This is a genomic window from Pseudomonas citronellolis (genome assembly GCF_001586155.1).
GTDB lineage: Bacteria > Pseudomonadota > Gammaproteobacteria > Pseudomonadales > Pseudomonadaceae > Pseudomonas > Pseudomonas citronellolis.
This window is the reverse complement of the sequence record NZ_CP014158.1, coordinates 6,494,243-6,519,533: the sequence shown is the minus strand read 5'-3', so window position 1 is coordinate 6,519,533 and position 25,291 is coordinate 6,494,243. Positions and strand designations below refer to the sequence as shown.

The 25,291-nt window shown below is 67.2% G+C and carries 20 protein-coding genes and 1 pseudogene; 16 read left to right on the top strand and 5 right to left on the bottom strand.

All coding sequences use genetic code 11. The annotated features are described in order from the left end of the window. Nucleotides 1-276: 276 nt before the first annotated feature. The 8 genes from hutU (at nucleotide 277) to hutG (ending at nucleotide 9,825) form a co-directional block, all read left to right on the top strand. On the top strand, nucleotides 277-1,953 hold the full coding sequence (gene hutU, locus PcP3B5_RS28440) for a urocanate hydratase (RefSeq protein WP_061563016.1): 1,677 nt from the start codon (nucleotides 277-279) through the stop codon (nucleotides 1,951-1,953). A 137-nt stretch (nucleotides 1,954-2,090) separates the two neighbouring features. Continuing rightward, nucleotides 2,091-3,506, top strand: a complete 1,416-nt coding sequence (locus PcP3B5_RS28435) for a purine-cytosine permease family protein (RefSeq protein ID WP_061563015.1) — start codon at nucleotides 2,091-2,093, stop codon at nucleotides 3,504-3,506. A 74-nt stretch (nucleotides 3,507-3,580) separates the two neighbouring features. Then, nucleotides 3,581-4,549 (top strand): ABC transporter substrate-binding protein, encoded by a 969-nt coding sequence (locus PcP3B5_RS28430; RefSeq protein WP_061563014.1) that lies wholly within the window; start codon nucleotides 3,581-3,583, stop codon nucleotides 4,547-4,549. Nucleotides 4,550-4,611: 62 nt separating this feature from the next. Continuing rightward, a complete protein-coding gene (locus PcP3B5_RS28425; RefSeq protein WP_061563013.1) occupies nucleotides 4,612-5,466 on the top strand; it encodes an ABC transporter permease in 855 nt (284 codons plus the stop codon). Then, nucleotides 5,463-6,278, top strand: a complete 816-nt coding sequence (locus tag PcP3B5_RS28420; protein WP_061563012.1) for a quaternary amine ABC transporter ATP-binding protein — start codon at nucleotides 5,463-5,465, stop codon at nucleotides 6,276-6,278. Before PcP3B5_RS28425 ends, PcP3B5_RS28420 begins: the two co-directional genes overlap by 4 nt. A 13-nt stretch (nucleotides 6,279-6,291) precedes the next feature. Continuing rightward, the gene (gene hutH / locus PcP3B5_RS28415; RefSeq protein WP_058070764.1) at nucleotides 6,292-7,824 is read left to right on the top strand and encodes a histidine ammonia-lyase; all 1,533 of its coding nucleotides are present in this window, start codon (nucleotides 6,292-6,294) and stop codon (nucleotides 7,822-7,824) included. Continuing rightward, nucleotides 7,821-9,029 (top strand): imidazolonepropionase, encoded by a 1,209-nt coding sequence (hutI, locus tag PcP3B5_RS28410; RefSeq protein ID WP_058488132.1) that lies wholly within the window; start codon nucleotides 7,821-7,823, stop codon nucleotides 9,027-9,029. Before hutH ends, hutI begins: the two co-directional genes overlap by 4 nt. After that, nucleotides 9,022-9,825, top strand: a complete 804-nt coding sequence (gene hutG / locus PcP3B5_RS28405; RefSeq protein WP_061563011.1) for an N-formylglutamate deformylase — start codon at nucleotides 9,022-9,024, stop codon at nucleotides 9,823-9,825. Before hutI ends, hutG begins: the two co-directional genes overlap by 8 nt. A 762-nt stretch (nucleotides 9,826-10,587) precedes the next feature. Here the strand turns inward: hutG and PcP3B5_RS28400 are convergent. The 4 genes from PcP3B5_RS28400 to PcP3B5_RS28385 form a co-directional block, all read right to left on the bottom strand. After that, complete coding sequence (locus PcP3B5_RS28400; RefSeq protein ID WP_061563010.1) at nucleotides 10,588-11,019, bottom strand: hypothetical protein; 432 nt, start codon at nucleotides 11,017-11,019, stop codon at nucleotides 10,588-10,590. A 93-nt stretch (nucleotides 11,020-11,112) separates the two neighbouring features. Continuing rightward, nucleotides 11,113-11,622: a M23 family metallopeptidase gene (locus PcP3B5_RS28395; RefSeq protein WP_058070761.1), complete on the bottom strand. Its 510-nt coding sequence runs from the start codon at nucleotides 11,620-11,622 to the stop codon at nucleotides 11,113-11,115. Beyond that, on the bottom strand, nucleotides 11,619-12,092 hold the full coding sequence (locus tag PcP3B5_RS28390) for an NUDIX domain-containing protein (protein ID WP_061563009.1): 474 nt from the start codon (nucleotides 12,090-12,092) through the stop codon (nucleotides 11,619-11,621). The genes PcP3B5_RS28395 and PcP3B5_RS28390 overlap by 4 nt, the downstream gene beginning before the upstream one ends. Beyond that, the gene (locus PcP3B5_RS28385; protein WP_061563008.1) at nucleotides 12,089-12,523 is read right to left on the bottom strand and encodes a hypothetical protein; all 435 of its coding nucleotides are present in this window, start codon (nucleotides 12,521-12,523) and stop codon (nucleotides 12,089-12,091) included. Before PcP3B5_RS28385 ends, PcP3B5_RS28390 begins: the two co-directional genes overlap by 4 nt. 111 nt (nucleotides 12,524-12,634) lie before the next feature. On the opposite strand from PcP3B5_RS28385, the gene pip reads away from it, so the two are divergent. From pip to PcP3B5_RS28345, 8 genes and pseudogenes are all read left to right on the top strand, one after another. Further along, on the top strand, nucleotides 12,635-13,606 hold the full coding sequence (pip, locus tag PcP3B5_RS28380) for a prolyl aminopeptidase (protein WP_009613715.1): 972 nt from the start codon (nucleotides 12,635-12,637) through the stop codon (nucleotides 13,604-13,606). After that, nucleotides 13,603-14,040 carry a D-aminoacyl-tRNA deacylase gene (gene dtd, locus PcP3B5_RS28375; protein ID WP_009613714.1) on the top strand — a complete coding sequence of 146 codons (438 nt, stop codon included), beginning with the start codon at nucleotides 13,603-13,605 and terminating at the stop codon, nucleotides 14,038-14,040. The genes pip and dtd overlap by 4 nt, the downstream gene beginning before the upstream one ends. 215 nt (nucleotides 14,041-14,255) lie before the next feature. Beyond that, nucleotides 14,256-15,830, top strand: a complete 1,575-nt coding sequence (locus PcP3B5_RS28370) for a glucan biosynthesis protein G (protein ID WP_009613713.1) — start codon at nucleotides 14,256-14,258, stop codon at nucleotides 15,828-15,830. Beyond that, nucleotides 15,823-18,408, top strand: a complete 2,586-nt coding sequence (mdoH, locus tag PcP3B5_RS28365) for a glucans biosynthesis glucosyltransferase MdoH (RefSeq protein ID WP_061563007.1) — start codon at nucleotides 15,823-15,825, stop codon at nucleotides 18,406-18,408. Before PcP3B5_RS28370 ends, mdoH begins: the two co-directional genes overlap by 8 nt. Before the next feature lie 236 nt (nucleotides 18,409-18,644). Next, complete coding sequence (locus PcP3B5_RS28360) at nucleotides 18,645-19,442, top strand: transporter substrate-binding domain-containing protein (RefSeq protein WP_043268415.1); 798 nt, start codon at nucleotides 18,645-18,647, stop codon at nucleotides 19,440-19,442. 72 nt (nucleotides 19,443-19,514) lie between these two features. After that, nucleotides 19,515-20,477: an amino acid ABC transporter permease gene (locus PcP3B5_RS28355; RefSeq protein ID WP_009613709.1), complete on the top strand. Its 963-nt coding sequence runs from the start codon at nucleotides 19,515-19,517 to the stop codon at nucleotides 20,475-20,477. Then, nucleotides 20,470-21,204, top strand: a complete 735-nt coding sequence (locus PcP3B5_RS28350; RefSeq protein ID WP_043268418.1) for an amino acid ABC transporter ATP-binding protein — start codon at nucleotides 20,470-20,472, stop codon at nucleotides 21,202-21,204. The genes PcP3B5_RS28355 and PcP3B5_RS28350 overlap by 8 nt, the downstream gene beginning before the upstream one ends. Nucleotides 21,205-21,761: 557 nt before the next feature. Further along, nucleotides 21,762-23,071 (top strand): annotated as a pseudogene (locus PcP3B5_RS28345) (IS4 family transposase). Between the two features lie 63 nt (nucleotides 23,072-23,134). Here the strand turns inward: PcP3B5_RS28345 and PcP3B5_RS28340 are convergent. After that, entirely contained in the window at nucleotides 23,135-25,135 is a 2,001-nt protein-coding gene (locus PcP3B5_RS28340) for an RNA helicase RhlE2 (protein WP_061563006.1), read from the bottom strand. Nucleotides 25,136-25,291: the final 156 nt, after the last annotated feature.

Genomic DNA, 25,291 nt, shown 5'->3' with positions numbered 1-25,291 from the left:
TATGACCGACAGATGTAGCTGCCTTCCTGGACCCGCCCGGCTGTACGAATTCATCTATTAATACTTTTTAAATCAATAGGTTGAGTTCTATTTCCAGCATGCCCGAAGTGCCCGGCGAGGGACTTGGCCTTTCCTTTGCTTATACTTGTATGTACAAGCATATACGTGACAGGAGGCGACGCTTCCTGCACCGATGCCCAACCCGAATCCCGTTGCCGGAAGCCGAACGCCCCGGCTTTCGCATCCGAGCCCAAGACTGCCTTGAAGGAGCCTGCCGTGACCGAATCCAGCAAATTCCGCGACGTCGAAATCCGCGCCCCGCGCGGCACCCAGCTGAACGCCAAGAGCTGGCTGACCGAAGCCCCGCTGCGCATGCTGATGAACAACCTCGACCCGGAAGTCGCGGAGAACCCCAAGGAACTGGTGGTGTACGGCGGCATCGGCCGCGCCGCGCGCAACTGGGAGTGCTACGACAAAATCGTCGCCACCCTCAAGGAGCTGAACGACGACGAGACCCTGCTGGTGCAGTCCGGCAAGCCGGTCGGCGTGTTCAAGACCCACGCCAACGCCCCGCGCGTGCTGATCGCCAACTCCAACCTGGTGCCGCACTGGGCCACCTGGGAACACTTCAACGAACTGGACGCCAAGGGCCTGGCCATGTACGGCCAGATGACCGCCGGCAGCTGGATCTACATCGGCAGCCAGGGCATCGTCCAGGGCACCTACGAAACCTTCGTCGAGGCCGGCCGCCAGCACTACGCCGGCAACCTCAAGGGCCGCTGGGTGCTGACCGCGGGCCTGGGCGGTATGGGCGGCGCCCAGCCGCTGGCCGCGACCCTGGCCGGCGCCTGCTCGCTGAACATCGAGTGCCAGCAGAGCCGCATCGACTTCCGCCTGCGCAGCCGCTACGTCGACGAACAGGCCAAGGACCTGGACGACGCCCTGGCGCGCATCGCCAAGTACACCGCCGAAGGCAAGGCCATCTCCATCGCCCTGCTGGGCAACGCCGCCGAAATCCTCCCGGAGCTGGTACGCCGCGGCGTGCGCCCGGACATGGTCACCGACCAGACCAGCGCCCACGACCCGCTCAACGGCTACCTGCCGATCGGCTGGACCTGGGAGCAGTACCGCGACCGCGCGCAGACCGAGCCGGCCGCCGTGGTCAAGGCCGCCAAGCAGTCCATGGCCGTGCACGTGAAGGCCATGCTCGACTTCCAGAAGCAGGGCGTGCCGACCTTCGACTACGGCAACAACATCCGCCAGATGGCCAAGGAAGAGGGCGTGGCCAACGCCTTCGACTTCCCCGGCTTCGTTCCGGCCTACATCCGTCCGCTGTTCTGCCGTGGCATCGGCCCGTTCCGCTGGGCCGCGCTGTCGGGCGACGCCGAGGACATCTACAAGACCGACGCCAAGGTCAAGGAGCTGATCCCCGACGACGCCCACCTGCACCGCTGGCTGGACATGGCCAAGGAGCGCATCAGCTTCCAGGGCCTGCCGGCGCGCATCTGCTGGGTCGGCCTGGGCCAGCGCGCCAAGCTCGGCCTGGCGTTCAACGAGATGGTCCGCAGCGGCGAGCTGAAGGCGCCGATCGTGATCGGCCGCGACCACCTGGACTCCGGTTCGGTGTCCAGCCCGAACCGCGAGACCGAGGCCATGCAGGACGGCTCTGACGCCGTGTCCGACTGGCCGCTGCTCAACGCCCTGCTGAACACCGCCAGCGGCGCCACCTGGGTGTCGCTGCATCACGGCGGCGGCGTGGGCATGGGCTTCTCGCAGCACTCGGGGATGGTGATCGTCTGCGACGGCACCGACGAAGCCGCCGCGCGCATCGCCCGCGTGCTGACCAACGACCCGGGCACCGGCGTGATGCGCCATGCCGACGCCGGCTACCAGATCGCCATCGACTGCGCCAAGGAACAGGGCCTGAACCTGCCGATGATCACCGGCAAGTGAGGCACAGGGGCGGCCCCGCCGCCCCGGGCCAGGGAGGAACCGCCGCGCGGGTGGGGGCGCGGCGGTCGGGCCGAGCGGAATCCGTCCTCTGACACAACAAGAACCCCGGCCCGGCGCCGGGGTGGAGAAGAAAAGCGATGTCCCAGGCCAGTGAGAACTCCAGCAAGCCGCTGATCGAGCGGCGCTCGATCAACTACATCCCCGAGGCCGAGCGCCACGGCAAGCTCTACAGCCAGTTCACCCTGTGGCTGGGCGCCAACCTGCAGATCACCGCCATCGTCACCGGGGCCCTGGCCGTGGTGCTGGGCGGCGACGTGTTCTGGTCGCTGATCGGCCTGCTCATCGGCCAGTTGCTCGGCGGCGCGGTCATGGCCCTGCACGCGGCCCAGGGGCCCAAGCTGGGCCTGCCGCAGATGATCTCCAGCCGGGTGCAGTTCGGCGTCTACGGCGCGGCCATCCCGATCGTGCTGGTGTGCCTCATGTACCTGGGCTTCACCGCGACCGGCACGGTGCTTTCCGGGCAGGCGCTGGGCCAGCTGTTCGGCGTCAGCGACAGCGCCGGCATCCTGATCTTCGCCAGCGTCATCGTCCTGGCGACCGTGCTCGGCTACCGGGTGATCCATTTCATCGGCCGCCTCGCCAGCGTCATCGGGGTGATCGCCTTCGTCTACCTGTTCAGCCGCCTGATGACCCAGACCGACGTCGGCGCGCTGTTGCAGATCCGCCATTTCAGCTGGAGCAGCTTCCTGCTCGCGGTGTCCCTGGCCGCTTCCTGGCAGATCGCCTTCGGCCCCTACGTGGCCGACTACTCGCGCTACCTGCCGAGCAGGACCTCGTCGGTGAAGACCTTCCTCGCCGTCGGCGCCGGTTCGGTGATAGGCGCGCAGGTGGCGATGGTCCTCGGGGTGTTCGCCGCGGCCATGGCCAACGGTCAGTTCGCCGGCCGCGAGGTCGCCTACATCGTCGGCCTGGGCGGCAGCGGCGCCACTGCGGCGCTGCTGTACTTCAGCATCGCCTTCGGCAAGGTGACCATCTCCACGCTGAACTCCTACGGCAGCTTCATGTGCATCGCCACCATCATCAGCGGCTTCCGCGGCCACGTCGAAGTCACGCCCCGGCAGCGCCTGGTGTTCGTGCTGCTGATCGTCGGCGCCGCCACCCTGGTCGCGCTGCTCGGCCAGCATTCGTTCCTCGGCGCGTTCAAGTCCTTCATCCTGTTCCTGCTGGCCTTCTTCACCCCGTGGAGCGCGGTCAACCTGGTGGACTACTACCTGATCACCCGCGAGCGCTACGACGTGCCGGCGTTGGCCGACCCGGACGGCCGCTACGGCCGCTGGAACCTGCCGGGGATCAGCGTGTACGTGATCGGCGTGCTAGTTCAGCTGCCGTTCATCTCCACCAAGTTCTACACCGGCCCGCTGGTGGACTACCTGGGCGGCGTGGACATCTCCTGGATCATCGGCCTGGTGGTGCCCGCCGTCCTCTATTACCTGGTCGCCCGGCGCAGCAGCCGGGCGGTGCCGGACCGGCTGATCCTGCCGGCCCGTACCTGAACCGGCCCGGCCGCGCCCCGCACGGGCGCGGCCCTTGTACTGCCCAACCCCCTTTCCACTTTTAGGAGCATCAGATGAACAATTCCAAGAAGACGCTGCTGGGCCTGATCCTTTGCGCCGGGTTGCTGGGTTCCATGGCATCGGCCCAGGCCGCGGGCTGGTGCGAGAGCGGCAAGCCGGTGAAGTTCGCCGGGCTGAACTGGGAGAGCGGCATGCTGCTCACCGACGTCATGCAGTTCATCCTGAAGAACGGCTACGGCTGCGAGACCGACAGCCTGCCGGGCAACTCCATCACCATGGAGCAGGCCCTGGCCAACAACGACATCCAGATCTTCAGCGAGGAGTGGATCGGCCGCAGCGACGCCTGGAACAAGGCCGCCGCCGCCAACAAGGTGGTCGGCGTGGGCGCGCCCATCGTCGGCGCCACCGAGGGCTGGTACGTGCCGCGCTTCGTGATCGAGGGCGACAAGGCCCGCGGCATCGAGGCCAAGGCGCCGAACCTCAAGGCGGTCACCGACCTGGGCCAGTACGCCGAGCTGTTCCGCGACCCGGAAGAGCCGGGCAAGGGCCGCTTCTACAACTGCCCGGCCGGCTGGACCTGCGAACTGGAAAACTCCGAGATGCTCAAGAAGTACGGCCTGGAGGCCAAGTACACCAACTTCCGCCCGGGCACCGGCCCGGCGCTGGATGCCGCGGTGCTGTCCAGCTACAAGCGCAAGGAGCCGATTCTCTTCTACTACTGGTCGCCGACGCCGCTGATGGGCCAGGCCGACCTGGTCAAGCTGGACGAGCCGGGGGTGAACAAGGACGTGAAGATCCAGGTCGGCCTGTCGCGCAGCTTCCATGACCAGGCGCCGGAGCTGGTCGCGGTGCTGGAGAAGGTCAACCTGCCCATCGACCTGCTGAACCAGAACCTGGCGAAGATGGCCAAGGAGAAACTGTCCTCCGAACAACTGGCCAAGGCTTTCCTCAAGGAGCACCCTGAGGTGTGGACCGCCTGGGTCAGCGAGGACGCCGCGAAGAAGATCCAGGCCGCGCTCTGACGCTGCCCGAGCCGGGGAGGCCAGGCCTCCCCGGCGATGCCTAATCCTTGCGAGTACGAGCCATGTTCCCTGAACGCTTCACCTTCTCCATCGCCGACGTGGTCAACGGCTGGGTCGACGCCCTGGTGACCAACTACGGCGACGTCTTCCGGCACATTTCCGACACCCTGCTGTGGGCCATCGTCAACCTCGAAAGCCTGCTGCGCGCCACGCCCTGGTGGCTGATGCTGGCCATCGTCGCCGGCATCGCCTGGCACGCCACCCGGCGCCTGGTGCCGACCCTGGTGATCACCGGCCTGCTGTTCCTGGTCGGCGCGGTGGGCCTGTGGGACAAGCTCATGCAGACCCTCGCGCTGATGATGGTGGCCACCCTCATCTCGGTGCTGATCGGCATCCCCCTGGGCATCCTCGCCGCCCGCAGCGACCGCCTGCGCGCCATCCTGCTGCCGCTGCTGGACATCATGCAGACCATGCCCAGCTTCGTGTACCTGATCCCGGTGCTGATGCTGTTCGGCCTGGGCAAGGTGCCGGCGATCTTCGCCACCGTGATCTACGCCGCGCCGCCGCTGATCCGCCTCACCGACCTGGGCATCCGCCAGGTCGACCGCGAGGTGATGGAAGCGGTCACCGCCTTCGGCGCCAACCGCCGCCAGCAGCTGTTCGGCGTGCAGCTGCCGCTGGCCCTGCCGAGCATCATGGCGGGCATCAACCAGACCACCATGATGGCCCTGTCGATGGTGGTGATCGCCTCGATGATCGGCGCCCGCGGCCTGGGCGAGGACGTGCTGGTGGGCATCCAGACGCTCAACGTCGGCAAGGGCCTGGAGGCCGGTCTTGCGATCGTCATCCTCGCCGTGGTCATCGACCGAATCACCCAGGCCTACGGCCGCTCGCGTCACCACGAGGCCAGCAAATGAGCAAGATCCAGGTCAAGAACGTCTACAAGATCTTCGGCGCCCGCTCCGACGCCGCCCTGGCGATGATTCGCCAGGGCAAGAGCAAGGCCGAGGTGCTGGCCGCCACCGACTGCGTGGTCGGGGTGAACGACCTGTCGCTGTCCATCGAGGCCGGTGAAATCTTCGTCATCATGGGCCTGTCCGGCTCCGGCAAGTCGACCCTGGTGCGCCACTTCAACCGCCTGATCGACCCCACCAGCGGCGAGATCCTGGTCGACGGCGAAGACATCCTGCGCTACGACTCGCGCCAGCTGGAGAACTTCCGCCGGCGCAAGATCAGCATGGTGTTCCAGAGCTTCGGCCTGCTGCCGCACAAGAGCGTGCTCGACAACGTCGCCTACGGCCTCAAGGTGCGCGGCGAGAGCAAGGCGCTGTGCCAGGAGCGCGCGCTGCACTGGATCGCCACCGTGGGCCTGAAGGGCTACGAGAAGTCCTACCCGCACCAGCTCTCCGGCGGCATGCGCCAGCGCGTCGGCCTGGCCCGCGCGCTGGCCGCCGACACCGACGTGATCCTCATGGACGAGGCGTTCAGCGCCCTCGACCCGCTGATCCGCGCGGACATGCAGGACCAGCTGCTGGAACTGCAGAAGACCCTGCACAAGACCATCGTTTTCATCACCCACGACCTCGACGAGGCGGTGCGCATCGGCAACCGCATCGCCATCCTCAAGGACGGCCAACTGATCCAGGTCGGCGCCCCGCGGGAAATCCTCCACCAGCCGGCCGACGAGTACGTCGACCGCTTCGTCCAGCGCCGCGTGGCCAACCTGTAGTCCGGGAGTTTCGATGTCCTCCGCTTCCATCATCACCTTCGGCGACGCGCCCCTGCACTGGCAGGACGTGGTCGCCGTGGCCCGCCATGGCGCGCGCCTGGAGCTTTCGGCGGCGGCCTGGGCGCGCATCGACAACGCCCGCGGCATCGTCGAGCGCATCGTCGAACGCGGCGAGCGCGCCTACGGCATCAGCACCGGCCTCGGCGCCCTGTGCAACGTGGTGCTCGAAGGCGAGCAACTGGCCCAGCTGTCGCGCAACACCCTGCTCAGCCACGCCTGCGGCGTCGGCGAAGCACTGAAGGACGAGCAGACGCGTGCGATCGTCTGCGTCGCCATCGCCAACTACAGCCTCGGCAAGTCCGGCCTGCACCGCCGCGTGGTGCAGGCCCTGCTGGAACTGCTCAACCGCGGCATCACCCCGCGCGTGCCGGCCCAGGGCTCGGTGGGCTACCTGACGCACATGGCCCACGTCGGCGTGGCCCTGCTGGGCGTCGGCGAGGTGAGCTACCAGGGGCGCATCGTCAGCGCCGCCGAAGCGCTGGGCGCCGAGGGCCTGGCGCCGGTGGAGCTGGGCGCCAAGGACGGGCTCAGCCTGGTCAACGGCACGCCCTGCATGACCGGCCTGTGCTGCCTGGCCCTGGAAGACGCGACGCGCCTGGCGCACTGGGCCGATGTGATCGGCGCCATGAGCTTCGAGGCCCTGCGCGGGCAGACCGACGCCTTCGACGCGGAAATCCTCGCGCTCAAGCCGCACCCCGGCGCGCAGCTGGTGGGCGAGAACCTGCGCGCGCTGCTCGACGGCAGCGAAGTGCTCGCCAGCAGCCGCGGCATCCGCACCCAGGATGCCCTGAGCATGCGCTCCATGCCGCAGATCCACGGCGCCTGCCGCGACCAACTGGCCCACGCCGCGCGCCAGGTGGAGATCGAACTCAACTCGGCCAACGACAACCCGCTGGTGCTGGGCACGCCCGAGCACTACCGGGTGGTGTCCCAGGCCAACCCCCACGGCGAGTCCGTGGCCATGGCCGCCGACCTGCTGTGCATCGCCGTGGCCGAGCTGGGCGGCGTCGCCGAGCGCCGCCTGGACCGCCTGATCAACCCGCTGGTCAGCGGCCTGCCGGCGTTCCTGGTGAGCCAGCCGGGGGTCAACTCGGGGATGATGATCGTGCAGTACGTGGCCGCCGCCCTGGCCGGCGAGAACCGCCAACTGGCGCAGCCGGCGGTGGTCGACAACTACGTCACCTCCGGCCTGCAGGAAGACCACCTGAGCCTGGGCACCAGCGCCGCGCTCAAGCTCGGCCGCTGCATCGGCAACTGCCAGCAGATTCTCGCCATCGAATACCTGCTGGCCGCCCAGGCCTTCGAATTCCTCAAGGAACAACGCTTCGGCGCCGGCACCCAGCGTGCCTGGGAACTGCTGCGCGAGCAGGTGCCGGCCTACGACGCCGACCGCTGGCTGGCCCCGGACATCGCCCGCGCCGCCGCGCTGCTGGCCGACCGCCGGGCGCTGCAGAACGTCGGCGCGAGCATCGGGAGACTGCAATGAAACAGCTCTGGCACAACTGCCACGCCGCCACCATGGCCGGCGGCAAGTACTCGATCATCGAGGACGCCGCGATCCTCACCGAGGGCGCGCGCATCCACTGGATCGGCCCACACGCTGAGCTACCGCTGCACGAGGTGCAGCGCAGCCACGACCTGGGCGGCGCCTGGCTGACCCCGGGGCTGATCGACTGCCACACCCACCTGGTGTTCGGCGGCGACCGCAGCGCCGAATTCGAGCTGCGCCTGCAAGGCGCCAGCTACGCGGAGATCGCAGCGGCCGGCGGTGGCATCGCTAGCACCGTGCGCGCCACCCGCGAGGCCAGCGAGGAAGAACTGCTAGCCAGCGCCATCAAACGCGCGCGGCCGCTGCTGGCCGATGGCGTGACCGTGCTGGAAGTGAAATCCGGCTACGGCCTGGACCTGCCCAGCGAGCGCAAGATGCTGCGCGTGGCGCGGCGCCTGGGCGAGGTGCTGCCGGTGACGGTGCGCGCCACCTGCCTGTCGGCCCACGCCCTGCCGCCGGAATACGCCGGGCGTGCGGACGAGTACATCGAGCTGATCTGCGCGGAAATCCTCCCGGCGCTGGCGCAGGAAGGGCTGGTGGATGCGGTGGACGCCTTCTGCGAGCACCTGGCGTTCTCCCCGGCGCAGGTCGAGCGGGTGTTCCAGGCCGCCAAGGCGCTGGGTCTGCCGGTGAAGCTGCACGCCGAGCAACTGTCGTCGCTGCATGGTTCCAGCCTGGCTGCGCGCTACCAGGCGCTGTCCGCCGACCACCTGGAATTCATGACCGAGGAAGACGCCATCGCCATGGCCAGGGCCGGCACCGTCGCGGTGCTGCTGCCGGGTGCCTTCTTCGTCCTGCGCGAAACCCAGCTGCCGCCGATGGACGCCCTGCGCAAGCACGGCGTGGCCATCGCCCTGGCCAGCGACCTCAACCCCGGCACCTCGCCGGCGCTGTCGCTGCGCCTGATGCTGAACATGGGCTGCACCGCCTTCCGCCTGACCCCGGAAGAAGCGCTGGCCGGCGTCACCCTGCACGCCGCCCGCGCCCTGGGCCTGGAAGCCGACCACGGCAGCCTGGAGGCGGGCAAGCTCGCCGACTTCGTCGCCTGGGACATCCAGCGCCCGGCCGAGCTGGCCTACTGGCTCGGCGGCGACCTGCCCAAGCGCATCATCCGTCACGCAGAGGAAGTCTCCTGTGGATAACGTACTGAGCTTCAGCCGCGGCCGCGTGCCGCTGCTGGTGAGCATGCCGCACCCCGGCACGCGCCTGACCCCGGCCGTGGAAGCCGGATTGGTGGACGAGGCGAAGGAACTGGCCGATACCGACTGGCACATCCCGCGCCTGTACGACTTCGCCCGCGAACTGGGCGCCAGCACCCTGGCGGCGAACTACTCGCGCTACGTCATCGACCTGAATCGCCCGGCCGACGACAAGCCGCTGTACAGCACCGCCACCACCGGCCTCTACCCGGACACCCTGTTCGACGGCCGCCCGCTGTTCCACGAAGGCCAGGCGCCCTCGGCCGAAGAGCGCGCGCGCTACCTGGCGGAAGTCTGGACGCCGTACCACCGCACGCTGGCCGAGGAGCTGGCGCGGCTGAAGGCCGAGTTCGGCTACGCGCTGCTGTGGGACGCGCACTCGATCCGCTCGCACATCCCGCACCTGTTCGACGGCAAGCTGCCGGACTTCAACATCGGCACCAACTCCGGCAACAGCTGCCCGGCGGACCTCGCCGAGTGCCTGCAGGCGGTGTGCGCCGAAGCCGAGGGCTACAGCCACGTGCTCAACGGGCGCTTCAAGGGCGGCCACATCACCCGCCATTACGGCCAGCCCGGGCAGCACGTGCACGCGGTACAGCTGGAACTCGCGCAGTGCAACTACATGGACGAACAGGCGCCCTTCGCCTACCGCGAAGACCTGGCCGCCCCGACCGCCGAGGTGCTGCGCAAGATGCTGGAGACCTTCCTGGCCTGGGGCCGGGAGCGTTACGGCCGTTGACGAAACGCCCGCGCACGGCGCTTGCCGAGATGCTTTTCGTAGGATGGGTATCGCTTCGCTCAATCCATCCTACGGGTGGAGGGCGTAGCGGGCCCTGCCCGCGATATCGCGCGCAGGGCGCGCTCCTACAGGGGAATGGCGTGGGTGGGGCAGCGTAGGAGCGGATCCCATCCGCGAATCGCGCCGATATGTCCGGCTATCGCGGACAAGGTCCGCTCCTACGGGGGGAGGAATACCGTGCTTCCCGACAACCTGTAGGAGCGGGCCCTGCCCGCGAAATCGCGCGCAGGACGCGCTCCTACATGGGGACGATGTGGGTGGGGCGGCGTAGGAGCGGATCTCATCCGCGAATCGCGCCGGTTCGTCCGGCTATCGCGGACAAGGTCCGCTCCTACGGGGGGAGGAATACTGTGCTTCCCGACAACCTGTAGGAGCGGGCCCTGCCCGCGATTTCGCGCGCAGGGCGCGCTCCTACAGGGGAATGGCGTGGGTGGGGCAGCGTAGGAGCGGATCTCATCCGCGAATCGCGCCGGTATGTCCGGCTATCGCGGACAAGGTCCGCTTACGGGGGAGGAATACCGTGCTTCCCGACAACCTGTAGGAGCGGGCCCTGCCCGCGAATCGCGCGCAGGGCGCGCTCCTACATGGGGTCGATGTGGGTGGGGCGGCGTAGCGGATCTCATCCGCGAATCGCGCCGATACGCCAGGCTATCGCGGACAAGGTCCGCTCCTACGAAGAGCACCTCGGCGCGGGGCGCGCGGTCATTCCCAATCCAGCCGGGCCAGCTTCCACTCGCCGTTTTCCAGCCACCACTCCAGCTTCACGTCGTACAGGCGCGCGCTGTCGGGGATCAGCCCCTCGGCGCCGGTCAGGCCGACCTTGGCCTCGGTGTAGCCGCGGCGCGAGACCGCCGGGTCGATCCAGCTGTTCTTCGCCGGGGCTAGCACGCCAACTTTCTGGTGACGGAGGAACAGCACCGCCATGGTGCGCCGGGCCCAGTCGCGGTCGTTGACCTGCTGGGCGCGGAAGTCGTCGGCCAACTGGTCGAGCACGGCGCCGGTCTTCTTCGCTTCGATGTTCGCCTGCAATTGCTGCACGGCGGCTTCCAGGGCGGCTTGCGGGTCGTCCTTGCCGCAGCCGGCGAGCAGGGCGAGGCACAGCAGCAGGGGCAGGGCGAGGGGCCTGGCCAGCATGTCGAACTCCTTTTCGGAATGAAGGTGAGCCCGGCACCGTAGCGCAGACGCGCGCCCCGCGGCCACGCCGGGAGTGTTTCCAAAGTTCGCCGTTCAGCGCGCCAGGAGGAACTGCCCGGGGTCGACGAAGAACATCTTCTTCCAGCCCTGGGTCTCGTCGGTGGCCGCCCAGGGCCGCGGCAGCAGCGACAGCACCGCGTAGTGCAGGTGCGGCGGCTTGCCGGCGGCGTTGCCCGAGCTGCCCACCGCGCCGACCACCTGGCCGCGGCCCACCGGCTGCAGCGGCGCCACGTTCCAGGCCTGCAGGTGCGCAAGGTAGTGCAGGCGCCATTTCGGCCCGAGGATCAGCACCACCTTGCCGCCCAGGCCGATCTCGCCGCGGTACAGCACCAGCCCCGGCACCGGCGACAGCGCCGGGGCGCCGGCGTCGGCGAAGATGTCGATGCCCTTGTGCACCCCGGAAATGCCCCAGGGCTCGTACCAGAACGAACGGCGGTTCCAGTCGCGCTGGCTGGCGCCCTGCACCGGGATGACCGGGCGTTCCGGCAATAGCATCGGCAGGACCAGCAGCGCCGCGAGCAGCAGGAGCCAGCGGCGTTTCATACCTGCAGGCCCAGGTGGCGGATCAGCGGCGCCGGCGCGGCCAGGCGTTCCCAGACGTCGTCGAGCAGCTCGGCGGGATAGAAGGAGGGCAGGGCGGTCAGGTCGGCGCGCGGCACCCAGGCCACCTCGTGGATGGCGAACTCGTCGCCGCCCAGGCCGCGCAGGTTGTCCAGGCTCAGGTCGCCGCGCCAGGCGTCGACGCGGTAGAACAGCTCCATGTGGAAGCGCCCGGCCAGCGGCTCGGCGAATTCGCGGACGTACACCAGCGGCCCGACCTCCACATCCAGCCCGGTTTCCTCGCGGCATTCGCGCTTCACGGTGTCGCGCGTCGATCGGTCGCTGTGCGACTCGAAGCCGCCGCCCGGGGGAATCCAGTAGACGTCGCCGTCGACCTCGTGGCGCACCAGCAGGATGCTCTGCTCGCGGACCAGCAGGCCGGCGGCGCGGATGCGGTGTTGCAGTGGGTTCATCGCCAGTCGAGCCTCGCCAGCTTCCAGGTGTCACCGTCGCGTCGCCATTCCAGGCTTACGCTGTAGGGGCGGTTGCGCCTGCGCTCGGGCAGCAGGTCGTCGCCGCCGGTCAGCGCCAGTTCCGCCCGGGTATGGCCGACGTCGGCATAGTTGCGGTCGACGCGGCTGATGCGGCCCAGGGTGATGAAGCGCACCCGCGGCTGCTGGACGAACAGCTGCGCCAGGGTCCGGCGCACCCAGTCGCGGTCGTACTCGCCCTGGGCGCGGAAATCCTCGTGCAGTTGCGCCAGCACGGCGCTGGTGGCGCGCTCGTCGAGGTTGCGCTGCAGCTGGCGCACCGCGTCGTTCAACTGGTCCTGGGGGGAGTCGCTGCTGCACCCGCCCAGCAGACAAATGACGCACAGCAGGCAAAGATACAACTTCCTCGGCATCCCGAGTGAACTCCTTTATCGGTTTTGCGCGGGCACAGGTATCATGCCGGACACGCAAGGGATGGTATCCGGTCGAGGGACGGACCGTACGTAAAGATTCAGGAGTGCGCCATGCAGCTTTTGTATCCGGAAATCAAGCCTTACGCCCGGCACCAGCTGGCCGTCGATGAACCGCACGTCCTTTATGTGGATGAAAGCGGCATACCGGACGGCCTGCCGGTGCTTTTCGTGCACGGCGGCCCGGGTGCCGGTTGCGACGCCCTGTCCAGGCGCTTCTTCGACCCCAACCTGTACCGCATCGTCACCTTCGACCAGCGCGGCTGCGGGCGCTCCACGCCCTTCGCCAGCCTGGACGACAACACCACCTGGCACCTGGTGGCCGACATGGAGCGCATCCGCCAGCACCTGGGCATCGAGAAATGGGTGCTGTTCGGCGGCTCCTGGGGCTCGACGCTGTCGCTGGCCTACGCCCAGACGCACCCCGAGCGCGTCCACGCCCTGGTCCTGCGCGGCATCTTCCTGTGCCGCCCGCAGGATCTGCGCTGGTTCTACCAGGAGGGCGCCAGCCAGCTGTTCCCCGACTATTGGGAGGACTACCTGGCGCCGATCCCGGCGGACGAGCGCGGCGACCTCATGCAGGCCTTCCGCAAGCGCCTGGTGGGCAGCGACCAGATCGCCCAGATGCACGCCGCGCGCGCCTGGTCCACCTGGGAAGGGCGCACCGCGACGCTGCGGCCCAACCCGGCGGTGGTCGACCGCTTCAGCGATCCGCACCGCGCGCTGTCCATCGCCCGCATCGAGAACCACTACTTCGTCAACGCTGCCTTCCTCGAACCGGACCAACTGCTGCGCGACATGCACCGCATCGCCCACCTGCCCGGCGTCATCGTGCACGGCCGCTACGACGTGGTCTGCCCGCTGGACAACGCCTGGGCGCTGCACAAGGCCTGGCCGAACAGCGAGCTGCAGATCGTCCGCGACGCCGGCCACGCCGCCAGCGAGCCGGGCATCGCCGATGCCCTGGTGCGCGCCACCAACGAAATCGGCCGGCGCCTGCTGAACCTGCCCCCGGAGGCCGAATGAAGGGGCTGATCCAGCGGGTGAGCGCCGCGCGGGTGGAAGTCGACGGGGAAATCGTCGGCGCCATCGACCAGGGCCTGCTGGCGCTGGTCGGCGTGGAGCCCCAGGACGACGAGGCGAGCGCCCAGCGGCTGCTGCACAAGCTGCTTAACTATCGAGTGTTCGCCGATATTGAAGGTAAGATGAACCTTTCTCTGGGCGATGTCGGCGGCGGCCTGCTGCTTGTCTCGCAGTTCACCCTGGCCGCCGACACCCGCAAGGGCCTGCGGCCGAGCTTTTCCAGCGCGGCGCCGCCAGCCCGGGGCGCCGAGTTGTTCGAACATCTCGTGGATCAGGCACGAGCCCGTCATCCGCTGGTCGCTACCGGCCGGTTCGGCGCCAACATGCAGGTCCACCTGGTCAACGACGGGCCGGTGACCTTTCTTCTGGAGGCGTGAACAGGCGGCAGTCCGTAATCGGGCCGCAGGATGATGGCAACTCGCATGCGACTAGAACAATGGCTCCCCGGAAGCCCAGGCCACAAGGCCGGGCAAGGGTTCTTCGCAATCGCGGGGAATCATTCGGGCTCACCGGGGTCGGAATTCAATCGCCGGCACTTTGGCATTGCCAGGGTCGGCCTTGGTTTTTTCAAGTTCACGGACGAGGGGGACTCGTGATTTTTCGTTCCGTTCAACACACCGCTTCCCGTAATTTCCTGCGCGACCTGATGCTGGTCGGCTCCGCTTTCCTGGCCCTGGGCGCTTCTCACGCCTGGGCTTTCACCATCGATGACGTCGCCGGCGAGGCGAAGAAGCTGGCCAGCGAGAAGTACAGCGCGCCGACCAGCAACCTGCCGTCGGTATTCAGCGAGATGAAATTCGCCGACTACCAGCAGATCCGCTTCCGCATGGACAAGGCCTACTGGGCCGACGAGAAGGAGCCGTTCAAGCTCAGCTTCTATCACCAGGGCATGCACTTCGACACCCCGGTGAAGATCAACGAGGTGACGGCCACCAGCGTCAAGGAGATCAAGTACGATCCCGCGCGTTTCGACTTCGGTACGCTGCAGTTCGACGCCAATGCCACCAAGGACCTCGGCTACGCCGGGTTCCGCGTGCTCTACCCGATCAACAAGGCCGACAAGCTCGACGAGATCGCCACCTTCCTCGGCGCCAGCTACTTCCGCGTGGTCGGCAAGGGCCACGTCTACGGCCTGTCCGCCCGCGGCCTGGCGCTGGACACCGCGCTGCCCTCCGGCGAGGAGTTCCCGCGCTTCCGCGAGTTCTGGATCGAGAAGCCCAAGCCCCAGGACAAGCACCTGGTGATCTACGCCCTGCTCGACTCGCCGCGCGCCACCGGCGCCTACCGCCTGGTCCTGCGCCCCGGCAAGGACACCGTGGTCGACGTGCAGGCCAAGGTGTTCCTGCGCGACAAGGTCACCAAGCTCGGCCTGGCGCCGCTGACCAGCATGTTCCTGTTCGGCTCCAACCAGCCCTCGGAGCAGCACAACTTCCGTCCGGAGCTGCATGACTCCACCGGCCTGCAGATCCATGCCGGCAACGACGAGTGGATCTGGCGCCCGCTGAACAACCCGAAACACCTGTCGGTGAGCAGCTACGCGGTGGAGAACCCGAAAGGCTTCGGCCTGCTCCAGCGCGGCCGCGAGTTCAGCCGCTACGAAGACCTGGACGACCGCTACGACCTGCGCCCGAGCCTGTGGATCGAGCCGCGCGGCGACTGGGGCAAGGGCAGCGTCGAGCTGGTCGAGATCCCCACCCCGGACGAGACCAATGACAACATCGTCGCCTTCTTCAACCCGGAGAAACGCCCGGAGGCCGGCCAGCCGCTGGAATACGCCTACCGCATGCACTGGACCATGGACGAGGACGCCCTGCACTCGCAGAAGGTCGCCCAGGTCAAGCAGACCCTGCGCTCGGTGGGTGACGTCAAGCAGGCCAACCTGATCCGCCAGCCCGACGGCAGCACCGCCCTGGTGGTGGACTTCGAGGGCGCCAACCTCAAGGTCCTGCCGGCCGACGCCGCGGTGACCACCCAGGTGAGCACCGACGACAACGCCGAGGTCAAGGAAAACAACCTGCGCTACAACCCTGTGACCCAGGGCTGGCGCCTGACCCTGCGGATCAAGGTGAAGGATCCGAAGAAGCCGACCGAAATGCGTGCGGCCCTGGTCAAAGATGGACAGACCCTGTCCGAAACCTGGAGCTACCAGCTGCCTGCCGATGAATAACACGACCACCCACAAGGCTCCGCTGGGCGAATACCTCGAGCACCTTCCGCTGACCGCGGAAGGGCGCGAGCGCCTGGCGCGCAGCGCTTCCTTCAGTGACCTGCACCAGCGCCTGGCGGAGGAGGCCGGCACCGAGCCGGTCGCCACCGACGATGCGGCGCTGGGCTCCATCGGCCCGCGCCTGCTGCTCGGCTACGGCCAGGAGCTGCAGGAAACCGGCATGCTCGGCCTGGACGACAACGGCCGCGCCTACCTCAAGGCGGCGCCGCCGATCCAGCGCACCAAGGTGCTGCCCGAACCCTGGCGGACCAACGTGCTGGTGCGCGGCTGGCGCCGCCTGCTCGGCCGCGGCAACCCGTCCAAGCCCGTGCGCGACCTGCCCAAGGCGCGCTGGCAGCGGGTCGGCTCGCTGCGCCGGATGATCCTGCTGCTGCTGATGCTCGGCCAGACCAGCATCGCCACCTACTACATGAAGGGCATCCTGCCGTACCAGGGCTGGGCGCTGATCGACCTGGAAGAGATCAACCGCCAGACCTGGCTGCAGACCCTGCAGCAGGTGCTGCCGTACCTGATCCAGTTCGGCGTGCTGCTGCTCTTCGCCATCCTCTTCTGCTGGGTCTCGGCCGGTTTCTGGACCGCGCTGATGGGCTTCTGGGAGCTGCTCAGCGGCCGCGACCGCTACCGCATCTCCGGCAGCAGCGCCGGCAACGAGCCGATCGCGGCCGACGCGCGCACCGCCATCGTCATGCCGATCTGCAACGAGGACGTGCCGCGGGTCTTCGCCGGCCTGCGCGCCACCTTCGAGTCGGTGGCGGCCAGCGGCGAGCTGGAGCACTTCGACTTCTTCGTCCTCAGCGACACCTACCAGGCCGACATCGCCGTGGCCGAGGAGCAGGCCTGGATCGAGCTGTGCCAGGAGACCAAGGGCTTCGGCAAGCTGTTCTACCGCCGCCGCCGTCGCCGGGTGAAGCGCAAGAGCGGCAACATCGACGACTTCTGCCGGCGCTGGGGCAGCCAGTACAAGTACATGGTGGTGATGGACGCCGACAGCGTAATGAGCGGCGACTGCCTGGCCAAGCTGGTGCGGCTGATGGAAGCCAACCCGGAGGCGGGGATCATCCAGACCGCGCCCAAGGCCTCGGGCATGGACACCCTCTATGCGCGCATGCAGCAGTTCGCCACCCGCGTGTACGGCCCGCTGTTCACCGCCGGCCTGCACTTCTGGCAGCTGGGCGAGTCGCACTACTGGGGCCACAACGCGATCATCCGCATGAAGCCCTTCATCGAGCACTGCGCCCTGGCGCCGCTGCCGGGCAAGGGCTCGTTCTCCGGGGCCATCCTCTCCCACGACTTCGTCGAGGCCGCGCTGATGCGCCGCGCCGGCTGGGGCGTATGGATCGCCTACGACCTGGAGGGCAGCTACGAGGAATTGCCGCCGAACCTGCTGGACGAGCTCAAGCGCGACCGCCGCTGGTGCCACGGCAACCTGATGAACTTCCGCCTGTTCCTGGTCAAGGGCATGCACCCGGTGCACCGCGCGGTGTTCCTCACCGGGGTGATGTCCTACCTGTCGGCGCCGCTGTGGTTCTTCTTCCTGGTGCTGTCCACCGCGCTGCTGGCGGTGCACCAGCTGATGGAGCCACAGTACTTCCTGGAGCCGCGCCAGCTGTTCCCGATCTGGCCGCAGTGGCACCCGGAGAAGGCCATCGCGCTGTTCTCCACCACCCTGACCCTGCTGTTCCTGCCCAAGCTGCTCAGCGTCATGCTGATCTGGGCCAAGGGCGCCAAGGCCTTCGGTGGCGTGGTCAAGGTCACCCTGAGCATGCTCCTGGAGATGCTCTTCTCGGTGCTGCTGGCGCCGGTGCGCATGCTCTTCCACACCCGCTTCGTGCTGGCCGCGTTCCTCGGCTGGGAAGCGCAGTGGAAGTCGCCGCAGCGTGACGACGACGCCACGCCGTGGAGCGAGGCGCTGCGCCGCCACGGCATGCAGACCCTGCTGGGCCTGGCCTGGGCGCTGCTGGTGGTGTGGCTGAACCCGCGCTTTTTGTGGTGGCTGTCGCCCATCGTCGGTTCGCTGATGCTGTCCATCCCGGTGTCGGTGATCACCAGCCGCGTCAACCTGGGCCTGGCCTCGCGCGACGAGAAGCTGTTCCTCATCCCCGAGGAATACGACACCCCGCGCGAGCTGCGTTCCACCGACGAGTACACCTACCAGAACCGCTGGCAGGCGCTGAAGGACGGCTTCGTCCGCAGCGTTTCCGACCCGCTGCTCAACGCCCTGGCCTGCGCCATGGGCACCGCGCGCCACGCGCGCTCCGAGGCCATCGAGGCGGCGCGCCAGCGGCGCGTGCAGCAGGCCCTGGAAGGCGGCCCGCAGGCCGTCGTCGGCGAGGCCCGCCTGGCCCTGCTGAGCGACCCGGTGGCGCTCTCGCGCCTGCACCTGCAGGTGTGGGAAGGCGGCCACGAGAACTGGCTGGAGCCTTGGCGCAAGTCGGTGCAGGCCGACGCGCACAGCCCGGCATTGCCGCTGGCGCCGCCGGCCGGCGCCGGCGTGGGCCTGCCCGCCGCGCAGTCCTGACCGCGAGCCGCTCCCCGTCGCCAGGCGGGGAGTGGCAACGCCTTGCAACGGTTTTCCCGGCGCTTTACTGCTGCTAACCTGCGCCATCGATCCAGAAAGACTCCCGACGGACGGCGACAGAGGGTAGGATTCGCACCCTTCAGCGCCCGGCGAGGCTTCGCGCGGCATAAAGACCGCAGCTGGATGCCGTGCCGACGTGCGCACGACTCAATTTCGACTGTCTGGGAGTGTGGGGAATGAAAAAGTATCTGGCATCGCTGCTGCTGGGCGTCTGCGCCCTGGTCGGCGTGAACGCGGCGCAAGCCGGCGCCATCGACGAAGCGGTCAAGCGCGGCAGCCTGCGGGTGGGCATGGACCCGACCTACATGCCGTTCGAGATGACCAACAAGCGTGGCCAGATCGTCGGCTTCGAAGTCGACCTGCTCAAGGCCATGGCCAAGGCCATGGGCGTCAAGCTGGAGCTGGTCTCCACCAGCTACGACGGCATCATCCCGGCGCTGCTGACCGACAAGTTCGACATGATCGGCTCGGGCATGACCCTGACCCAGGAACGCAACCTGCGGGTCAACTTCTCCGATCCCTTCATCGTGGTCGGCCAGACCCTGCTGATCCGCAAGGAGCTGGAAGGCACCATCAAGTCCTACAAGGACCTGAACGACGCCAAGTACCGCATCACCTCGAAGATCGGCACCACCGGCGAGTTCGTCGCCAAGAAGCAGCTGTCCAAGGCCCAGTACCACGGCTTCGACAACGAGCCCGAGGCGGTCATGGACGTGGTCAACGGCAAGGCCGACGCCTTCATCTACGACTCGCCCTACAACGTGGTCGCGGTCGGCAAGTTCGGCGCCGGCAAGCTGGTGTTCCTCGACCAGCCGTTCACCTACGAACCGCTGGCCTTCGGCCTGAAGAAGGGCGACTACGACTCGATCAACTGGATCAACAACTTCCTCAAGCAGATCCACGAGGACGGGACCTACGATCGTCTGCACGATAAGTGGTTCAAGAGCACCGACTGGCTGAAGGACATGGAGTAATCCGCGTCCGACGCTGTTCGACCCGACGCGCAGGCCCCGGCCTGCGCGTTCGCATTTTCACGGTAAAGATACGTGACTAGAAGCAAACGCCCCACCTGGCCCTGGCATGGGCTGACCGCGCTGATCCTCCTGCTGATCGGCCTGGCCATCTGGTATTCCACCTCGCTGATTTCCTACGAGTGGCGCTGGAACCGCGTTCCCCAGTACTTCGCCTACCAGGCGGAGGAACCGCAACGTGCGGACGCCGTCTCGCGGGTGGAGAAGATCGAGGATTCCGGCCGCGAGGCCCGCGTCACCCTGGTCGACGACGACGGCAAACAGCAGGTGCTGAACGTGGCCGGCGACAGCCTGCAGTTCTCCGAGAACGACGACGTCGGCGAAGGCGACGTGGTCGGCGTGCAGCGCCACTGGGCCGCGGGCCCGTTGGCCTGGGGCCTGTGGACCACGCTGTGGATCTCCTTCGTCTCCGGCGCGATCGGCCTGGCCATCGGCCTGTTCACCGGCCTCTGCCGGCTGTCGAAGAACCCCACGCTGCACGACCTCTCGACGCTCTACGTCGAGCTGGTGCGCGGCACGCCGCTGCTGGTGCAGATCTTCATCTTCTATTTCTTCATCGGCACCGTGCTCAACCTGTCCCGCGAGTTCGCCGGGGTGGCCGCGCTGGCGCTGTTCACCGGCGCCTACGTGGCCGAGATCGTCCGCGCCGGCGTACAGTCCATCGCCCGCGGCCAGGACGAGGCGGCGCGCTCCCTGGGCCTGAGCGCGGCGCAGTCGATGCGCCACGTGATCCTGCCGCAGGCCTTCAAGCGCGTGCTGCCGCCGTTGGCCGGGCAGTTCATCAGCCTGGTCAAGGACACCTCGCTGGTCTCGGTGATCGCCATCACCGAACTGACCAAGAGCGGCCGCGAGGCCATCACCACCTCGTTCTCCACCTTCGAGATCTGGTTCTGCGTGGCCGCGCTCTACCTCGTCATCAACCTGCCGCTGTCGCATATGGCGAGCCGGCTGGAACGGAGGCTCGGACAAAGTGATTGAAGTCCGCAACCTGACCAAGGTGTTCGACACCCGCGGCCACGTGGTGCGCGCGGTGGACGACGTGACCACCCGCGTGGACAGGGGCGAGGTGGTGGTGGTGATCGGGCCCTCCGGCTCGGGCAAGTCCACCTTCCTGCGCTGCCTCAACGGCCTGGAGGAGTTCGACTCCGGCTCGGTGAGCATCGACGGCGTCGACCTGGCCAACCCGAAGACCGACATCAACGCCTACCGCCGCGAAGTCGGCATGGTGTTCCAGCACTTCAACCTGTTCCCGCACATGACCGTGCTGGAGAACCTGTGCCTGGCGCAGAAGGTGGTGCGCAAGCGCGGCAAGGCCGAGCGCGAGGAGAAGGCGAAGGCGCTGCTGGCCAAGGTCGGTATCGGCCAGAAGGCCAACGAGTACCCCTCGCGCCTGTCCGGCGGCCAGCAGCAGCGCGTGGCCATCGCCCGCGCGCTGTGCATGGAGCCGAAGGTGATGCTGTTCGACGAGCCGACCTCGGCGCTCGACCCGGAGATGGTCGGCGAGGTGCTCGACGTGATGAAGGCCCTGGCAGTGGAAGGCATGACCATGGTCTGCGTCACCCACGAAATGGGCTTCGCCCGCGAAGTGGCCGACCGCGTGCTGTTCTTTGACCACGGCAAGTTGTTGGAAGACGCGCCGCCGGCGCAGTTCTTCGAACAGCCGGCCGATCCTCGGGCGCAGAGCTTTTTGCGGCAGGTGCTTTGAGTACTTGGTGAATGACACGAAGCCGCCCTTTGGGGCGGCTTTTTTGTTGCCTGTCGCGAACCGTGTTTCCCTTTGGCGACGGCGTGTCGGCTCAACTCCGCTCCCTCTCCCTAACCCTCTCCCTGAAGGGAGAGGGGACCGTTCGGTGTGTTCGGGTGTTTCGGCGTTAGCCGGCTACCACGAAGTTTCCGATTGGCGCCAAAACCTTTCTCGGCACGGACAAGCCCCCCTCTCCCTGAAGGGAGAGGGGCCGTTCGGTGTGCTCGGGTATTTCGGCGTTAGCCGGCTGCTACGAAGTTTCCGATTGACGCCAAGACCTCTCTCGGCACGGACAAGCTCCCTCTCCCTTCAGGGAGAGGGCTGGGGAGAGGGTGCTCTTAGCAAATGCCTGCCGCGAACACCATTCGCAAGCAAGCTCGCTCCTACAGGACCAGACCCTGCGCACAGCCAAGAAAAAACCGCCCCGAGGGGTAATGCCAGTCAGTTAAGGCTGACACATTGACCTTTAGTCTGCAGGCCGCAAAATCCGATGCTTGGAAACGAGCATCGGATTTTTTATGCGCCTGTCACAAGCCCTGTCCCTCACTCACGAAATGGCATCGCGGCCTCATGCGCTGGAGGGGCTGGGAGCTTTGCTCGATCCAGACATCGTGAAACAGGCTTTCGAGACTGCAGGTGTCTCGACCATTCGCAAGCGTCGTCTTCCGCTTGAAAGCCTGGTGTGGTGCATCATCGGCATGGCGTTGTTCCGCCGGATGTCGGCTTGGGATGTCGTGAACCACATGGACATCATGCTACCGGGCAAGCGGCCGCTGGTGGCGCCCAGCGCTGTTGTGCAAGGGCGGCAGCGGCTGGGTAGCGAAGCTGTACGCGAAGTCTTTACGCTGACCCAGCAGCGATGGCACGAAGAAACCAAACATCCGCAGTGGTTGGGATTGACGCTGCTTGGCGTGGACGGCGTTGTCTGGATACGCCTGATACCGCAGAAAATCGTGCGTGCTACGGCAGCGCGACCAACCAGCATGGTGACGGCAGCTTTCCTCAAGTTCGGATGGTCTGTCAGATGGAGCTGACCAGCCATCTACTGATAAGCAGCACTTTCGAGGGCTATCACAGTAGCGAAATGAAGCTGGCAGAACAGCTGATCGCCACCACGCCGAATCATTCGTTGACCCTGTTCGACAAAGGTTTCTACTCGTTGGGCTTGCTGCATCACTGGCAATCGCACGGCGAGCATCGACACTGGCTGATCCCTTTGAAAAAGGGCACTCAGTATGAGGTAGAGCACAAGCTTGGGCGCAATGATGCCCAGGTCGTTCTGCGTACATCGCCTCAGGCTCGCAAACAATGGCCAGACTTGCCGTTGGAAATTCGAGCGAGGTTGCTGAGCAAAACGATCAAAGGAAAGGTGGTGAGCGTCTTGACCTCAATGACCGATCCGCTGCGTTTCCCTGGCGATGAGATCGTCGATCTTTACAGTCAGCGCTGGGAAATCGAACTGGGCTATCGGGAGATCAAGCAAGGACTTTTGGGCGGCGAATACACCCTGAGAAGCAAGACTCCGGAGATGATTGCGCAAGAACTGTGGGGCGTGCTGCTGGGCTACAACCTGTTACGTTATCAGATGGTACAGATGTCGAGGCAGTGCCCGGGGGTATACCCATGCGAAATGAGTTTTACCGCCTGCAGTTGGGCAATCCTGGGCTTGCTGCATGGCACGTCGCTGAACCATCCCGGTAACTTGCCAGGATTTCTGGCAGATTTGCAGGCCTCAGCGGCGCAGTATGTCCTACCTCATCGGCGACCTGATCGCTGGTTCCCGAGAACGGTGAAGCAGCGACCAGCAAAATATTCGACACGAAAATGAAAATGCCAGTCAGCTTAACTGACTGGCATTACCCCGAGGGGCGGTTTCTTCAGCAACTGGCACTCAACGATTGCGCGTCAGCAGCGCCGGGCGTTCGCCCTTGTCGCGGCGCGGTTCCAGTTCTTCCAGTTGCTCGGCGGTGGGGAAGCGGTCGCCGCGGACCAGGTCGCGCTTGTTGATCACCACCGGCTGGCGGGTCGGCTTGGCGGCGCCGTACTCGCTCGGCTCGCGCAGCGGCGCATCGCTCATCAGCGAGGGTTGGCCCTTGCCGCCGCGCTTGCGGGCGGCGCGCTGCTTGCCCTGGGCGTTGCCGCCCTGGCCGCCGCGGGCCTGGCCGTTGGCGTTCTTGCCGCGGGCGCCCTGGCCGCCCTGGCCGGTGCCTTTCTGACCCGGCTTGCCCTGCTTCTGGCCTTGGCCCTGAGCCTGAGCTTGGCCCTGGCCGCGGGCACGCTGGCCCTGGGACGCCTGGCCCTGGGGATGGCCGCCGCGACGGCGCTGGCCGCGTTGCACGTCCTTGTCCGGGAAGGGACTGACGTAGTCGGCACGGTTGCCGAAGTTGTCGTAGTCGTCGTCGAGGAATTCCTCGGGGTCGCGGTCGTTGCTCTGCGCGGCCGGCTTGGGTGGCCTGGGCTGCTTGGCCTGGCCGTCGCCGCGCTGGGCCTGCTGGCCCGGCTGCTGCTCGCCCTGGGCCTGGGCCTCGCCCTTCTTCTTGCCGCGACCGCCACGGCGGCGGCGCTTACCGGCCGGCTTGTCGCCCTGCTCGGCGCCGGCGTCGGCATGGGCTGCCTCGGCGGCGGGTTGCGCCTGCTGCGGCTCCTTGTCCCTGGGCTTGCGCTCGCGCTTGGCCTTGTCCTTGCGTGGCTGGCGCTGGGGCTGTTCCTTGGGCTCGGGCAGGGCCACTTCCGGCAGCACCGCCTCGGGGTCGAAGCCCTGGGTGTCGCCGGCGGGAATCTGTTGCCTGGTCAGGCGCTCGATGGCCTTGAGCAGCTTCTCTTCGTCCGGGGCCACCAGCGAGATGGCCTCGCCGCTGCGCCCGGCACGGCCGGTGCGGCCGATGCGGTGGACGTAGTCTTCCTCGACGTTGGGCAGCTCGTAGTTGACCACGTGGGGCAACTGGTCGATGTCCAGGCCGCGGGCGGCGATGTCGGTGGCCACCAGGATGCGCACGTCGTTGGTCTTGAAGTCGGCCAGGGCCTTGGTGCGCGCGTTCTGGCTCTTGTTGCCGTGGATCGCGGCGGCCGGCAGGCCGTGTTTGCTCAGGTATTCGGCGAGGCGGTTGGCGCCGTGCTTGGTGCGAGTGAAGACCAGCACCTGCTCCCAGGCGCCCACGGTCACCAGGTGCGCCAGCAGGGCGCGCTTCTGTACCGAGGGGATGCGGAACACGCGCTGTTCGATGCGCTCGACGGTGGTGTTCGGCGGGGTGACCTCGATGCGCTCGGGGTTGTGCAGCAGCTTGTTGGCGAGGTCGGTGATGTCTTTCGAGAAGGTCGCCGAGAACAGCAGGTTCTGGCGCTTGGGCGGCAGCTTGGCGAGGACCTTCTTGACGTCGTGGATGAAGCCCATGTCGAGCATGCGGTCGGCTTCGTCGAGGACCAGGATTTCCACGCGGGAGAGGTCGACGCTGCCCTGGCCGATCAGGTCGAGCAGGCGGCCGGGGCAGGCCACCAGCACGTCGACGCCCTTGGACATGGCCTGGACCTGGGGATTCATGCCGACGCCGCCGAAGATGCAGGCGCTCTTCAGGGGCAGGTCGCGGGCATAGACCTTGAAGCTGTCGTGGACCTGGGCGGCCAGCTCGCGGGTCGGCGTCAGCACCAGCACGCGCGCCTGGCGCGGGCCGTGGCGGTGTTCACGGTCGGGATGGCCTTCGGGGAACAGCCGCTCGAGCACCGGAAGGGCGAAGCCACCGGTCTTGCCGGTGCCGGTCTGGGCCGCGACCATCAGGTCGCGACCTTGCAATACGGCGGGAATCGCCCGCTCCTGGACAGGGGTGGGCTGGCTGTAGCCCGCCGCCTCTACTGCGCGGGCCAGCGCCTCGGAGAGACCGAGGGAGGAAAAGGACATGCGGGGTATTCCTATATGAGCCGGCGGCTGGCCGGCGAATGTGAAGTCACCAAGTTCTTCGAACTCCTCTGTACCCTCGTTCCCGTGGCGGGAAGAGGGACGGCGCGGGGCGCTGCGTATGCACCCATGGCCGAGCTACTGGCAGGGGCCCTCGCG

What these genes read in the sequence shown, in the direction of transcription:
- PcP3B5_RS28435 (WP_061563015.1), top strand. Translation starts at nt 2,091, where the DNA reads ATGTCCCAGGCCAGTGAGAACTCCAGCAAGCCGCTGATCGAGCGGCGC.
- PcP3B5_RS28430 (WP_061563014.1), top strand. Translation starts at nt 3,581, where the DNA reads ATGAACAATTCCAAGAAGACGCTGCTGGGCCTGATCCTTTGCGCCGGG.
- PcP3B5_RS28425 (WP_061563013.1), top strand. Translation starts at nt 4,612, where the DNA reads ATGTTCCCTGAACGCTTCACCTTCTCCATCGCCGACGTGGTCAACGGC.
- PcP3B5_RS28420 (WP_061563012.1), top strand. Translation starts at nt 5,463, where the DNA reads ATGAGCAAGATCCAGGTCAAGAACGTCTACAAGATCTTCGGCGCCCGC.
- hutH (WP_058070764.1), top strand. Translation starts at nt 6,292, where the DNA reads ATGTCCTCCGCTTCCATCATCACCTTCGGCGACGCGCCCCTGCACTGG.
- hutI (WP_058488132.1), top strand. Translation starts at nt 7,821, where the DNA reads ATGAAACAGCTCTGGCACAACTGCCACGCCGCCACCATGGCCGGCGGC.
- PcP3B5_RS28400 (WP_061563010.1), bottom strand. Translation starts at nt 11,019, where the DNA reads ATGCTGGCCAGGCCCCTCGCCCTGCCCCTGCTGCTGTGCCTCGCCCTG.
- PcP3B5_RS28395 (WP_058070761.1), bottom strand. Translation starts at nt 11,622, where the DNA reads ATGAAACGCCGCTGGCTCCTGCTGCTCGCGGCGCTGCTGGTCCTGCCG.
- PcP3B5_RS28390 (WP_061563009.1), bottom strand. Translation starts at nt 12,092, where the DNA reads ATGAACCCACTGCAACACCGCATCCGCGCCGCCGGCCTGCTGGTCCGC.
- PcP3B5_RS28385 (WP_061563008.1), bottom strand. Translation starts at nt 12,523, where the DNA reads ATGCCGAGGAAGTTGTATCTTTGCCTGCTGTGCGTCATTTGTCTGCTG.
- pip (WP_009613715.1), top strand. Translation starts at nt 12,635, where the DNA reads ATGCAGCTTTTGTATCCGGAAATCAAGCCTTACGCCCGGCACCAGCTG.
- dtd (WP_009613714.1), top strand. Translation starts at nt 13,603, where the DNA reads ATGAAGGGGCTGATCCAGCGGGTGAGCGCCGCGCGGGTGGAAGTCGAC.
- mdoH (WP_061563007.1), top strand. Translation starts at nt 15,823, where the DNA reads ATGAATAACACGACCACCCACAAGGCTCCGCTGGGCGAATACCTCGAG.
- PcP3B5_RS28360 (WP_043268415.1), top strand. Translation starts at nt 18,645, where the DNA reads ATGAAAAAGTATCTGGCATCGCTGCTGCTGGGCGTCTGCGCCCTGGTC.
- PcP3B5_RS28340 (WP_061563006.1), bottom strand. Translation starts at nt 25,135, where the DNA reads ATGTCCTTTTCCTCCCTCGGTCTCTCCGAGGCGCTGGCCCGCGCAGTA.